The following is a 13,945-nucleotide window of genomic DNA, read 5'->3' as shown; positions in this document are numbered from 1 at the left end:
CTTTTACCTAAGTTTTAACTTTTTCTAAGATTAATCCTGTATTTTTGAAGTATAATACTAGCCTTCGCTATTTTGACAAAATAGCGAACAATATTCGTTCGTCAAGAAAAAAGATTGCGTAAAAATCTTCACAAAATTTAATAATTTTATTTAAGCAAGGCAGCTTTTTTAAAAGCATTATATCAATCGAAAGATAGATGACAAGTTAGTATTAAAGTCAGAATATAAAAAATAGCGAGAGTCAAAATTAATATGACTTTGCAAGTGTGGCTTCTGCAAAAAACTTCTCCTAATTTGAAGCACAGGAACGCTTCCCCATTTCTAAGATATTTTAAGAAAAAATAGCAATTTTCCGGAAGAGAGAACGAGGTGTATTCCTTAATTCATCTCTTCTCCTAAGCATTCTGGCAATCGGATTAGAGAGATTTGACTAGCAGAAAATCAAAAGGTATTGGGCAATCCTATACATGGGCTATTGTTAGGTTTGCACAGTCATATTAGCAATCGGCTCTCTTCAACCGATCGTTCATTCATTGGAGTTTGAAGTGAAACGAGTAGCGGTCGCAGTCGGTTTTTTAAGTCTAGTCACGGGCACTCTTGTGAGTTGTTCAGCAGATAGCGAAAACACTCAAGCCGGCAAGAATCGAGGCACAGAACTTTCATCGGTTGCTGTTACAGTCCGCGATCTCGGCAATCCCTTCTTTGTACAAATTGGGAAGGGTGCTGAGGCGGCAGCAAAAAAAATAGGCGGTGGAGACGTGAAAACAACGCTCGTTTCCAGCGGGGACGATTTAAATCAGCAATTCAACCAAATTGAAAACTTCATTGCCTCGGATGTCAGCATGATTGTACTGAATGCTGCGGACAGTCGGGGGATTTTTGCGGCTGTAGAAAAAGCAAAGCGAGCAGGAATTCCTATTATTGCAGTTGATACTGCTGCTGAAGGCGGTGTTGATGCCACTGTCACGTCAAATAATGTGCAAGCCGGTGAAGTCAGTTGTAAATACATTGCAGATCGCTTAAAAGGTCAAGGCAATGTTGTGATTATTAATGGGCCTCCTGTTGCTTCCGTGATTGAGCGAGTTGAGGGGTGTCTGAGCGTATTTTCCAAATATCCCAATATCAAGATTCTTTCAAAAGATCAAAATGCCGAAGGAAGCCGGGATGGGGGGTTAAGAGTCATGAGCGATTTGCTCACATCTTTCCCAAAAATTGATGCGGTTTTTGCGATTAATGATCCAACCGGCATTGGTGCAGAACTCGCTGCTAAACAAGCACAACGAAGCGAATTCTTTATTGTTGGCGTCGATGGCGCACCGGAAGCGCTAGATGCGCTCAAGCAAGAAAAAAGCCTATTTGCGGCGACGGCAGCTCAAGATCCTTTTCGGATGGCAGCCAAAGCAGTTGAAGTTGGAAACGACATTATTAAAGGAAACAAGCCTGCCGATCCCAACATTCTGATTCCCGTTACACTCATCACTCGTGAAAATGTTAATCAGCATAAAGGCTGGACCAGTGAATAAACACTTTTGTTAATTCCACTTATTCATGAATTGATCATCTGTCGCGTTGTGGAGCGCGAAGTATTAAATAACAGGAATTTCTGATGGTAAGTAGCACTGAAACTTCAATAAAAACGAAGCCTGTTCTGGAAATGCAAGGAATTACAAAAACCTTTAACGGTTTCACCGCCTTGCATGGGGTCAATCTCACCATTTACCCAGGCGAAGTTCATGCCCTTATGGGTGAAAATGGTGCCGGCAAGAGTACGCTGATGAAAATTCTTGCCGGTGCTTATATCGCCGATGCCGGTGAAATAAGAATTGACGGGGAAGTGGTTAAGATGACAAATCCCGGTCAAGCTAGAGATTTAGGCATCGCGATTATTTATCAAGAGTTAAATCTCGCCCCAAATCTGACCGTTGCTGAAAACATTTTTATGGGGAGTGAACTAAAGAAAGGAGGCACCTTTCTTGATCAAGAGGGAATGCGCCGGCAGGCAACTGAGGTACTAGAAAATCTCGATGCAAGTTTTGGCGCGGGGGATCTGGTTTCAACACTTTCCATTGCCGAACAACAGCAAGTTGAAATTGCCAGGGCACTCAAACATAAAAGCCGCATCTTAGTGATGGATGAGCCAACAGCGGCACTTTCAGATCGTGAGACAGAAAAGCTTTTCGAGGTGGTTCGCCGCTTACGAAGTGAGGGCATTGCGATGATTTATATTAGCCATCGCATGGAAGAGATTTATGCTCTGGCTGATCGCGTGAGTGTCATCCGAGATGGAGGTTATATTGGCTCTCTTGAAAAGCGAGAAATTTCCGCCGAACGCTTAGTTGAAATGATGGTAGGTCGGCCTTTACAGGATTTATACGAACATAAACGTCAAATAAACCCTGGCCCAGTGGTTCTTGAAGTCAGAAATTTAAGTGATGGGCGCAAGGTAAAGCCGGCAAATTTTCAACTTCATGCCGGCGAAATTGTAGGTTTAGCCGGTTTAGTGGGTGCCGGCAGAACTGAGCTTGCCCGTCTAATTTTTGGGGCAGACAAAAAGACGAGTGGTGAAATCAAATTAGAAGGTCGTTCTCTGAAAATCTCCGAACCCACGAATGCAATTGAATCAGGAATTGCCTATGTTCCAGAAGATATCAAAGAGACGCGCCCATTAAACATCTCTAGCCCCAATGATGCTATTGAAGCGGGAATTGCCTATGTACCAGAAGATCGCAAAAATCTCGGTTTATTTCTAGACATGAGTTCGGGTGAGAATATCACCCTGAATGTTCTGGAGCGTGAAGCAAAAGCCGGCATTATCAACTCAAAGTCCCTCTTAAAAATTGTAGCTGATGCGATTAGTGACTTAGGGATTCGGCTTGCCAGTCCAAGCATTAGGGCAATGGATCTATCTGGGGGAAATCAGCAAAAGTTATTACTAGCTCGTTGGTTAGCCATTAACCCCAAGGTCCTTTTGTTAGATGAACCAACGCGAGGCGTTGACATCGGAGCAAAAAGCGAAATTTATCGAATTATTAGCGATTTAGCCGCAAAAGGTGTAGCCATTTTAATGATTTCCAGCGAACTGCCGGAAATTGTGGGAATGAGTGATCGCGTCTTAGTCATGCGTGCGGGAAGCCTCGTTGGGGAAGTTGGCGGCTCAACTGGGGAAAAGATTACACAAGAGAACATCATGGCTTATGCCACAGGGGCAAGAGAGGTAGCGAAATCATGAGTAAAACCGAAATCAGACCGACCAGAACTTCAGTAGGCGAGCGCCAGAAAGCGAGTAAACGCCAAGCTTGGAGAAATTTTATCCAGGTTGCCGGTATTTTACCAATTTTGGTGGCAATTTGTATTATTTTTTCAATCGTTACGCCAAGCTTTCTTTCGCCTGGAAATCTCGTTAATGTTATTCGGCAGGCAGCAATTAATATTGTGCTAGCCACCGGCATGACATTTGTTATTTTGACAGGCGGAATTGACCTTTCAGTTGGCTCAATTTTAGGCGTAACGGCAGTTGTTGGGGTGCTTGTCTCGTTGATTCCAGGTGTGGGTTTGCTTGCCATACCGGCTGCCCTCTTAGCGGGATTAGGTTTAGGCTTACTCAACGGATCTCTCATTGCTTATTTAGGATTACCACCTTTTATCGTCACCCTTGGTTCCTATACAGCTTTACGTGGGGTTGCGTACTTAGTTGCCAACGGCACCACCGTTCTTAATCGAGATTTAAATTTTGCTTGGATCGGCAATAATTATCTCGGTCCAGTTCCTTGGCTGGTTGTCATTGCTTTGCTTGCCGTTGTTGCCAGTTGGTTTGTTTTAAGAAGAACGGTTCTGGGGAGACATATTTATGCCGTTGGCGGCAATATTCGGGCGGCACGACTAACAGGAATTAAAGTCAATCGCGTGCTGTTATTTGTCTATGGCGTGAGTGGGTTGCTTTCCGGTTTAGGCGGTATTATGAGCGCCTCGCGCCTCTACAGTGCAACGGGAATGTTGGGGCAAGGCTATGAACTAGATGCAATCGCCGCTGTAATCTTGGGAGGAACGAGTTTTACGGGTGGCATTGGCACGATCTGGGGAACTTTACTCGGTGCTTTAATTATTGCCCTCCTTAATAATGGATTAACGCTGATGAACGTGTCATTTTTCTGGCAGTTAGTTGTCAAAGGTTTGGTGATTATTATTGCCGTAACGATTGACAAAGTTCGCACCAGTTCTAACGCGGCGTGAGGTGTTAATAGGAAAATTAATCGGTAGCGCAGAAATCTCTAGCTTCTGATTGTCAGGTGACTGTGCCGGCAGCAAATGGAGGTTTCTGCACTTTTTCTATCTAAAATATCATTCAGTATCATCCTCCTCGGCAGCAACTTTTGTATTCGCATTTGTCATGCCGGCAGGAAGATAAATCCTAAAGGTCGAACCCACTCCCACTTCACTTTCAACAGTAATTTTACCGCCCATCATCTCGCAAAGCCGGCGGCTGATCGCCAAACCCAAACCCGTACCGCTGTGAATGCGAGAGATTGAAACATCCGCTTGAGTAAACGCCTCAAATAGATGGGGTAACTGTTCGGCGGCAATACCAATGCCGGTGTCTTGAACTTGGAAGACGATCCACCGGCTCTCCTTCCCATCGGCTGCCTCGGGTTCCCCCTCTTTCTCACTTACGGTTAGGATAATTTTGCCATGCTGAGTGAACTTAGCCGCATTATTTAACAAGTTAAGTAACGCCTGCCTTAATTTCGTTGCGTCCCCATAAATAACGTCTAAATTGCTGGGTAAGTCTACTTTTAAAGTATTGCCGTTGCCATCAACAATCGGTTGAGTTGTGCTAACAATTTCCTTAATAAGACTGGCAATACTAAAAGGTTCTAAATATAACCGCATTTGGCCGGCTTCGAGTTTAGAAATGTCTAGAATATCGTTGATTAAAGTCAGCAGATGAGCGCCGGCTGTGCGAATTTGCTTGAGATCGCGCACCGTGTCCTTATCGCCAACTGCCAAAGCTTCCTCCAGCAGCATATCGCTGTAGCCAATAATTACACTCAGCGGCGTGCGGAGTTCATGGCTCATATTTGCAAGAAATGCACTTTTTGCCCGGTTCGCGGCTTCAGCCTCAGTAGCAGCCTGTTTCAATGCCGCTTCCGAGTATTTGCGCTCAGTGACATCATGGCTGTTCATCACCACTCCCCGCACTGCCGGGTGATCCAGCAAATTTGTCAACACAGCCTCAAAAATAGACCAGGAACCATCGCTGTGCTGCACTCGGTACTCAGCAATGGGCAAGTGTGATCGCGGGGTTTTTAAGGCATAATCAAATATCTGATCCAGCTTCGCCACGTCGTCTGAGTGCACCAATTCAAACACGCTTTTCCCAATAATTTCATTCAGGCCGTAGCCTAAAATCCGCCCTAAAGAGGGACTGGCATAGTGGCAAATCCCATTAGCATCTAAAACTAAAATTAGATCCGTTCCATTTTCAATGAGTGCTCGAAAGCGCTGCTCGCTCTCTAATTTCTGCCGATTCTGCTCTAGCATTTCGCTCCTCTGTTGCTGCTACACATCCTGCAAACCCGTTATGGCACCCTGTTGTAGCTCAATGAGCTTCTGTATCGATCATGCCTCAATCCAGGGAAAGATGGCTGTTTAACCGCACCCCACCGGCAAGCGGTATCCAACGACAGGCAAGCGGCCCGTCCCGGGAAATGGCCAATTTCCCGGCAAATGCGAAAAGTTGTATTAAGAGCGCCATGATTTTGACAGAACTGAAGAGACAATGAGCTAGAGACTAGGGGCTAGTGGCTAGTGGCTAGATTCTATACCCTACTTTCTGTTTCTTCCCTAGTTCCTAGTCTCCAGTCCAAGCGTCCCTACAAGGATCTGCCGATGCAGCCAATTCGTACCTTTAACGTTTCCTCGTCTCTACCAGAGCAACTTGAACCCCTCCGCAAGCTTGCTTACAATCTGCACTGGGATTGGAATGTTGAAACCAAAGACTTATTCCGACGCCTAGACCGCGATCTGTGGGAATCGAGCCGGCATAACCCGGTTTTAATGCTAGGCACCATTTCTCAAGATCGCCTACAGGAAGTAGCGGAAGATGAAGGCTTTCTGGCTCACATGGAACGGGCAGCCCGCCAGCTAGACGAGTACCTGACCGAGCGGAACTGGTATCGCAAACATCGGGGTCATACAGAGCAGAAGGAGTGCTACGCCTACTTCTCGGCTGAATTTGGCCTCGCTGAATGCCTGCCCATCTACTCCGGTGGTTTGGGCATACTCGCCGGCGACCACCTCAAGAGCGCTAGCGACTTGGGCTTACCCCTGGTCGGTGTGGGCTTGCTTTATCAAGAAGGCTATTTCAGTCAATATCTTAACCCCGATGGCTGGCAGCAGGAGCGTTACCCGATTAACGACTTCTATAATATGCCCTTGCATTTGGAACGAGACGCCAACGGGGACGAACTGCGGATCGCCGTAGACTACCCAGGCCGGCAGGTTTTCGCTCGCGTCTGGCGGGTGCAGGTGGGCACGGTGCCGCTGTATATGCTCGACACCAATATTGAACCCAACAACCGCTACGACCACGACATCACCGACCAACTTTATGGCGGTGACATCGATATGCGGATGCACCAAGAAATCATGCTGGGGATTGGTGGGGTGCGGATGCTGAAGGCGTTGGGACTGCAACCCACGGCTTACCACATGAATGAGGGCCACGCGGCCTTTTTAGCCCTGGAACGCATCAAGGAGTATATGCAACAGGGTCTGAGTTATCGCGAAGCCCAACAGGTGGTGACCGCCAGTAATGTGTTTACCACCCACACGCCGGTACCGGCAGGGTTCGACTTATTCCCTCCAGACAAAATCATGCACTTTGTCGGCCACTACGCCAACACCTTTGGCCTGCCGACAGAGGAATTTCTGGGGCTGGGGCGCGAAAATCCGGGTGACAAGCAAGCACCGTTCAATATGGCAACGCTGGCGATTAAAATGGCGAGTTTTGTCAATGGGGTTGCCAAGCTGCACGGAGAAGTGTCGCGGGTGCTGTTCCAGGATTTGTGGACAGGTTTGCCCGTGAATGAAGTGCCGGTTACTTCGATTACAAATGGAGTTCACGCCCGTAGCTGTGTGGCTAAGTTCACGCAGGAGCTTTACGACCGATACTTAGGCCCATCTTGGCCGGCAACACCCGCAGACAATTCCCTGTGGGATCGCGTGGATACCATTCCCGATGATGAGTTATGGCGAAATCACGAACGCTGCCGGTCTGAGTTGGTGGTGTTTGTGCGCGAGCGACTGCAAAAATACTTACGGGAGCGCGGGGCGTCGCCGGTGGAAGTTGCAGAGGCGCAAGAAGTCCTCGATCCGGGCGTTTTAACGATTGGATTCGCCCGCCGGTTTGCCACCTATAAGCGCGGCACCCTGTTTTTACGCGATATCGACCGAATTAAGCGAATTTTGCTGGATCTCCATGCCGAGCGCTTTAAGGGCGGAATGCTCGTCGGCCAGAAAAAACGCATGGTGCAGTTTGTGATTGCCGGCAAAGCGCACCCCAAAGACACACCCGGTAAGGAAGTCATCCGAGAGATTATCCACTCGATTCGCGAACAGGGAATGGGCCGGCATATCGTCTTTATTCCCAACTACGACATTAATGTGGCGCGGATGATGGTTTCTGGCTGTGATGTCTGGTTAAACACCCCCCGACGCCCACGGGAGGCATCTGGCACCAGCGGCATGAAGGCATCCATGAATGGACTGCTCAATCTCAGCATCCTTGACGGTTGGTGGGATGAGGCCGATTATGTCCGCACCGGCTGGCCGATCGGTCACGGTGAAGTCTATGACGATCCGGAGTATCAGGACACGGTGGAAGCCAACGCTCTATATGATCTGCTAGAGCAAGAAGTGGTGCCATTGTTTTATGACCGGGATGAGGAAGGGCTTCCCCGTCGCTGGGTAGCGAAGATGAAGGACTCCATCCGCCTCAACTGCCCCCACTTTAATACCGCCCGGATGGTGGGCGAATACGCGATGCGGGCTTACTTCCCAGCGAGCGACCGCTACCGCGATATGACTGCAGACAACCATGCAGCCGCTAAAACCTTAGCCGGTTGGAAGACGAACCTGTTTAAACATTGGTCTGATATCAAAATTGAAGATATTGATATCGCTGAACCAGCCGATCTACAGGTTAATCAAACAATTCCCGTTAAAGTTCGCCTGAACTTAGCAGGATTAACACCGGATGATTTGCAGGTGGAACTCTATCAAGGGTCGGTGGATGCTAACGGTGAGATTGTTAATGGGATGCCGGTGGTGATGAATTTCCAAGGCAAAGATAACAGTAGCCTGAGCGTTTACACCGGCAATATCACCTACACCTCCTCCGGTCTTCAAGGGGTTTCCCTACGGGTGCTGCCTCACCACCCACATCTCAGCAGTCCTTATGAACCCAGAGTGGTGCTGTGGGCATAAGAAAGTGAAGTAAGAAAGGTGAAAAGAAAGCTGAAATACGCTCTCTTCTCACCTTTCACAGAAAGCCATGTTTTAAATAGAGGTGGAGTAATTTCTATGGCTCAAGCCCTACTAAAACAAGTAACATTTGATGAATTTATTGCCTGGTATCCAGAGAATTCAGAACAGCATTACGAACTGCACGACGGGGTTATTGTTGAAGTGCCAAAACCAACGGGTAAGCACTCGGAAATCGCCGGATTTATAGCGGGCGAGTTTTTTCTAGAGATTCGGCGATCTCAACTGCCTTATTTCATTCCCAAGGAATGCGTTGTCAAGTCGGCACAAGAATCAAGCTATGAACCCGATGTCATTGTCTTAGATAAGCAGGGAGTTGAGAACAACGAACCCCGATGGGGAAAGGAATCCATTATCACAGTTGGGAGTTCCATCCCTTTGGTTGTAGAACTTGTTTCAACGAACTGGAGCGATGATTATGCGCTGAAACTAGAAGACTACGAGGCAATGGGGATTTCTGAGTATTGGATTGTAGACTATTTAGGATTAGGCGGTAGGCGCTACATTGGCAACCCAAAACAACCTACGCTTAGTATTTACCAGTTACTCAAAGGCGAATACCAGCTCAAGCAGTTTCGGAAAAATGACCGAATTCAATCATCAATATTTCCGCAATTGAGCTTGACAGCACAACAGGTATTTAGTGCAAGGCAATAACCTGTGTCTAAAGGTGCCGACTCTCAAAAATTACTGAAGTGTTTTCAGACATTATTAAATACATAGAACATTAGGCAAAAACATTATAACATTGTTTGAGGGCTGTATATACATATTCCCTGATGGTTTCAAATTCCTTCAGCCTCTGTTTCATCCAAGTTTTTAAAACAGCCTACCAATTTTCTATTTTATTTAAATCTTGTGAGTAAGGCGGGTATTTACCAGACCTCGCATCCGGCACTTTCGATAATTTCTCTGATATTTCCCCCTTATGAAAAGAGGCATTATCAAAAATAATACCAATTCTTGAAACCAGTGCTACAAATCATGTAAACTACTACCTGAGTAGAGTTAGAGAAAAAAATGGCCGGAGTCTGTCAGATAGAAATCACCGAAAGTGAAACCGAACTTAAGAAACGGCTGAGCCAAGAAAAAACCGGATCCGGGAAAGAACGACTACAACTGTTGTACTTACTCAAGACAAAAAAAGCTAGAACAGTAACAGAAGCTGCCCAAGTTCTAGGGAGAAATAGAGTGACTGTCCAAGATTGGTTAGCCAAATACCGTCAAGGAGGGCTAGAAAAATTCTTGGAGAAAAAAGTTGGAGGGGGCCGACCCAGAAAAATACCCCTTTGGGCAGAAAAAGCCTTAGAAAAAAACTGCATTCAAATCAAGGATTTAATAGTTATGGAGAAATCTGTCAATGGTTGTCAGAAGATTTAGGTGTAGTAGCTAACTATAAAACAGTGCACCAGTTGGTGTTTTATAAATTAAAAGCTTCTCCTAAAATAGCGAGACCGAAAAGCAAAGAACACTCAGAATAAAGATTAGAGAGTTTTAAAAAAACTTTGTAGAGAACCTAGCGATGCTGAGCCAGATAGCCATAACAGTAATGGGTTTAGGCGACAAGGTTAGATTTTTTTGCTCAGACGAAACGCAAATAGGATTAAAGACGATGAGTGGCCGAAAAATTACGGCTCGTGGGGTCAAACCAATTGGTCAAGTCCAATGGAAGTTTCAAGCAACTTATATATATGGAGTCGTAGAGCCAAAGACCGGAGAGCATTTCTTTTACGAATTCAGCCATTTAAATAGTCAATGCTTTGAGATATTCTTGTAGTTAGTGGCAGAGAAATTCCCTGATAGTATTTTGATCATACAGTTAGACAATGGCAGGTTTCATAAAGCAAAAAAGCTGAAAATACCCAACAATATTATTTTAATGTTTCAACCGGCCCATTGTCCGGAATCAAATCCCATAGAACAGGTGTGGCAGTATCTAAAAAAGGGGTTGAGATGAGACTTACCAAATAACTTAGAAGAGTTACGGCTGTTAATTAGTCAACAATTGGAAAAGATGAATTCAGAAGTGATTGCCTCAATTGTGGGACGAGGCTATATATTGGCAGCACTATCTGTAGTAAATGTTTGAAGAATTGGTATAACGATATCTCCCAGTTCTAAGTGAGCCATTAGACTTTGCGCTAGCCAAGCCTCAACTTTTTTATGAACTCTGCTCGGAGTTCTTCATCTCTTTCTTGATACCCGTAGTTTTTTTTCGAGTAATGCCTAGCTTTTTACACGCATAGCTCACCCGCTTGTTGAGTTAAATTCTCTCCCCATAATTCGGCCATTCTCCCTTGAGTTGGCTCTTTATGTTCTTTGATAAACTCTTGAAACTTTGACTCGTCTTTGATTTTGGGAGGTCTGCCTTTCTATCTCCTCGTGTTGGCTTGATAGTCTCCGGTTTCTTTTTCTTTTTTTAGCTACAAGTCTAAGCTATTGCGCCCTATTTGTAGCCTTCGACATATTTAGCTTTTTCTTTGTCCTCTCTTAAATGCCTCAATGGCTTTGGTTCGCAACTCGTAACTATAGGGAGCTGACATACTATTTTGGGTGGCTCGGAACTTTCTTTTCTATTCTATTACTGTCCTAACCTTAACACGTAGGGCTATAATCGAGCGGCTAAGAAGGAGCGGCCTGCCATCCGCGTGAAGGCATTAAAAATGGGGTGTTCACCAGCACCCCAAAATTGCTGTAATGATAGTTTTGAAAATCGCTTTTTGCCCTTCAAAGCTATGCACTCAAAAGCTATGGTATGACTAAAAAATTGCTTTTGAATGCTGGATAGGAAGCTTAATAGCTTTGCTTTTTGAGCAACAGGTTAACGATTCTATGCAATAACCTGGAAGTCACTGCTAATTAGAGCTAAGCCTGTCGAGAGACTGGCAATTTGTACCTGCGCGGCTGCTCCTGTACCATCTTGGTCAAAGAAGAGTGCGCCGGTTGATGAGTTGTAAATCACGCGATGATTGGAATTAGTTGCCCCAGCTCCGGTGACAAACTGAGAGGAAAGCAGAGATCCAGGCGTGGCTCCTGTTGTGGTGGTTAAGCTGCCACCAAAGCCGCTGTCTGAAAGTGCAATTTTATCTAGTTGTGCCCAACTAAAGTCAGTAATGGTATCACTACCCTCAGTGGCAGAGTAGAAGGTAAAGTAGTCTGCACCGGTACCTCCAGTCAATAGATCACTGCCGACGCTGCCTCTAATCGTGTCGTTGCCGACACCTCCAGTAATAGTGTCATTTCCTGCGCCACCCCAGAGGTGGTTATTACCAATATTACCAGCTATAGAGTTGTTGAGGGCGTTGCCATAGCCGTAATAAGCGCTGCCTTGGAGGTAGAGGTTTTCCACGTTGGCACCTAAACTGTAGCTGGCAGAGGCATAAACGCTATCTGTGCCGGCACTAACGCCTTCAATAATCACATCACTGGTGCTGTCTATATAGTAAATGTCGTTACCTATGCCGCCTACCATTGTGTCAACACCAGCACCGCCAGAGATTATGTTACTGCCGGCATTACCCATAATATAGTTATTGAGTGCATTGCCGTAGCCGTCATTAGCACCGCTATTAAGAAATAGGTTTTCGACGTTGGCACTTAAGGTGTAGTTGGTATAAGCATAGACAAGGTCTGTACCAGCATTAACGCCTTCAATAACCACATCGCCAGGGCTTTCTGCATGGTAAGTATCGTTACCTAAGCCGCCTGCCATTGTATCGCTGCCATCAAGACCTGAGATTATGTTATTGGCGGCATTACCCACAATAGAGTTGTTGAGTTCGTTGCCAATGCCGTCATTAGCACCGCCTTGAAGCTGAAGGTTTTCGACATTCGCGCCTAAGGTGTAGCTGGTACTATAAGAGTAAACAATATCTGTGCCAGCATCAACACCTTCGATAATGACATCACTGGCATCGTTAACATCGTATCTGTCACTACCTAAGCCGCCTGCCATTGTATCGACGCCGGCAGCGCCCCAGAGGTAGTTATTCTGGGCATTACCCACAATCAAGTTGTTGAGTGCGTTGCCGTAACCGTAATAAGCACTGCCCTGAAGGTACAGGTTTTCTACATTTGTGCCCAAGGTGTAGTTTGTGTTGGCATAGATACGATCTGTGCCAGCACCAACACCTTCAATAACTACATCACTAGTGCTGTCTGCATAATAAAAGTCATTACCAATGCCGCCTACCATTGTGTCAACACCAACACCTCCATTGATGGTGTCATTGCCAGCTAATCCATAGATGCTGTCATTACCGACTGTGCTTGGATCAGTAAGTCTAGGCAGATTATCATTTCCAGATGTTCCAATAATTGTAGCCATGTTGATTACCCCTGATTAGTGTTGTTAAGTTAACTGAGAAGGAGCCACTCCATCGCTCTTTGTTTCAGTTGAAACTATGGGCTAGGACTGACTGCTGATTTTTAGCGAGCCTTAATTAGCACCCCATTGCGGCAAAAATTTTGCTCATGGCATACCACGTCCGAGAACCAACGATGCCATCAGCGACTAAACCGGCATCTTTCTGGAAACTGCGAACAGCAGCATCAGTTATTGAGCCAAAATCACCGTCAATCCGCTCTGTATAGTGGCCAGTGATTTGAAGGGTTTCCTGAAGTGTAATGACTGCTTGACCTTTGCTTCCCCGTTGTAAAATCGGCATATTGGGAGAGCCGATGTAAAGTGCTTGCCAGGTTAAATTCCCCACAATGCCATCGGGTTTGAGAAAGACGCGGCGCTGAAATGCTTTAACGATTTCTAAGGTTGTCTGCCCAAAGATCCCGTCAATCGTCAGGTAGTAACCCCAGTGGATGAGGAGCTTTTGCAGTTCTTTAACGGCTTGGCCTTTTGATCCAACTACAAGTAAAGGCTTGTTGAGTTGAGCTGTGGTTTGGGCAGAAGAAAGTTGCTTATCAGCGAGTTGCACAGTTGTTTGAGTGAGTTGAATCTCTACACTTCCTAGATTAGAAAGCAACATCCCTGATCACCATCGCCCAAGAAGCTAATCCCTTTGGGGGGTTCATAATCCTTCGATAAGTTCACCCATAAGGATGAGGGCGCTTGGTAAAATACAATAGTATTAGACTGAATCGGAATTACCAATTTCCATCACCACAATTATTGAAATCCCTATATTTGCATGGTCTTCCCATTAGATACTCAATGATGCACGATTCGGGTACACCCCTCAGCCACATCCAGCAACGGTCTGGTCACGCATCATTCGCTAGTCTTTCCTTGTTATATCGGAGTCAGCCAACAAGCTGTAGACGATGCCGGTGAGTTGCTATGAAATCTTTATTGAGAATTTTCTAGCGACCTTGCAAAGCTTCTTGAGAATAAGCCAAGTATTACACGGCCAGTAAAATGTTTTCCCCACGTAATACACGGAGTGTTTTT

The 13,945-nt window shown here is 45.8% G+C and carries 11 protein-coding genes; 7 read left to right on the top strand and 4 right to left on the bottom strand.

What is annotated here, in order from left to right:
* Positions 1 to 545 precede the first annotated feature (545 nt).
* The 3 genes from H6F56_RS05950 to H6F56_RS05940 all read left to right on the top strand — a co-directional run bounded on the left by H6F56_RS05950 (position 546) and on the right by H6F56_RS05940 (position 4,230).
* The gene (locus H6F56_RS05950; RefSeq protein ID WP_190665939.1) at positions 546 to 1,523 is read left to right on the top strand and encodes an ABC transporter substrate-binding protein; all 978 of its coding nucleotides are present in this window, start codon (positions 546 to 548) and stop codon (positions 1,521 to 1,523) included.
* A gap of 83 nt (positions 1,524 to 1,606) precedes the next feature.
* Complete coding sequence (locus H6F56_RS05945; RefSeq protein ID WP_190665938.1) at positions 1,607 to 3,229, top strand: sugar ABC transporter ATP-binding protein; 1,623 nt, start codon at positions 1,607 to 1,609, stop codon at positions 3,227 to 3,229.
* The gene (locus H6F56_RS05940; RefSeq protein WP_190665937.1) at positions 3,226 to 4,230 is read left to right on the top strand and encodes an ABC transporter permease subunit; all 1,005 of its coding nucleotides are present in this window, start codon (positions 3,226 to 3,228) and stop codon (positions 4,228 to 4,230) included. The genes H6F56_RS05945 and H6F56_RS05940 overlap by 4 nt, the downstream gene beginning before the upstream one ends.
* 108 nt (positions 4,231 to 4,338) lie before the next feature.
* Here the strand turns inward: H6F56_RS05940 and H6F56_RS05935 are convergent, their stop codons facing one another.
* Positions 4,339 to 5,538: a PAS domain-containing sensor histidine kinase gene (locus H6F56_RS05935; RefSeq protein WP_190665936.1), complete on the bottom strand. Its 1,200-nt coding sequence runs from the start codon at positions 5,536 to 5,538 to the stop codon at positions 4,339 to 4,341.
* Positions 5,539 to 5,886: 348 nt separating this feature from the next.
* Here H6F56_RS05935 and glgP point away from each other — a divergent pair, with 348 nt between their 5' ends.
* Both glgP and H6F56_RS05925 read left to right on the top strand, forming a co-directional pair.
* Positions 5,887 to 8,484 (top strand): alpha-glucan family phosphorylase, encoded by a 2,598-nt coding sequence (glgP, locus tag H6F56_RS05930; RefSeq protein WP_190665991.1) that lies wholly within the window; start codon positions 5,887 to 5,889, stop codon positions 8,482 to 8,484.
* 96 nt (positions 8,485 to 8,580) lie between these two features.
* A complete protein-coding gene (locus H6F56_RS05925) occupies positions 8,581 to 9,198 on the top strand; it encodes a Uma2 family endonuclease (RefSeq protein WP_190665935.1) in 618 nt (205 codons plus the stop codon).
* Positions 9,199 to 9,370: 172 nt separating this feature from the next.
* On the opposite strand, the gene H6F56_RS27280 is transcribed toward H6F56_RS05925, so the two are convergent.
* Positions 9,371 to 9,493: a hypothetical protein gene (locus H6F56_RS27280; RefSeq protein WP_416360985.1), complete on the bottom strand. Its 123-nt coding sequence runs from the start codon at positions 9,491 to 9,493 to the stop codon at positions 9,371 to 9,373.
* 68 nt (positions 9,494 to 9,561) lie between these two features.
* Here H6F56_RS27280 and H6F56_RS25735 point away from each other — a divergent pair, with 68 nt between their 5' ends.
* Both H6F56_RS25735 and H6F56_RS27275 read left to right on the top strand, forming a co-directional pair.
* Positions 9,562 to 9,921, top strand: coding sequence for a helix-turn-helix domain-containing protein (locus tag H6F56_RS25735; protein ID WP_199312605.1), 360 nt, complete (start codon positions 9,562 to 9,564; stop codon positions 9,919 to 9,921).
* A 400-nt stretch (positions 9,922 to 10,321) separates the two neighbouring features.
* Entirely contained in the window at positions 10,322 to 10,498 is a 177-nt protein-coding gene (locus H6F56_RS27275) for a transposase (protein WP_199312604.1), read from the top strand.
* A gap of 873 nt (positions 10,499 to 11,371) precedes the next feature.
* On the opposite strand, the gene H6F56_RS05910 is transcribed toward H6F56_RS27275, so the two are convergent.
* Both H6F56_RS05910 and H6F56_RS05905 read right to left on the bottom strand, forming a co-directional pair.
* A complete protein-coding gene (locus tag H6F56_RS05910) occupies positions 11,372 to 12,868 on the bottom strand; it encodes a calcium-binding protein (RefSeq protein ID WP_190665934.1) in 1,497 nt (498 codons plus the stop codon).
* A 115-nt stretch (positions 12,869 to 12,983) separates the two neighbouring features.
* Positions 12,984 to 13,523, bottom strand: coding sequence for a peptidoglycan-binding domain-containing protein (locus H6F56_RS05905; RefSeq protein ID WP_190665933.1), 540 nt, complete (start codon positions 13,521 to 13,523; stop codon positions 12,984 to 12,986).
* Between the last annotated feature and the right edge of the window lie 422 nt (positions 13,524 to 13,945).

Origin of the sequence: Microcoleus sp. FACHB-672, from assembly GCF_014695725.1 — a bacterium.
Taxonomy (GTDB): Bacteria; Cyanobacteriota; Cyanobacteriia; order Cyanobacteriales; family Oscillatoriaceae; genus FACHB-68.
The sequence above is the reverse complement of the archived record's forward strand: the minus strand, read 5'-3'. Positions and strand labels throughout refer to the sequence as shown.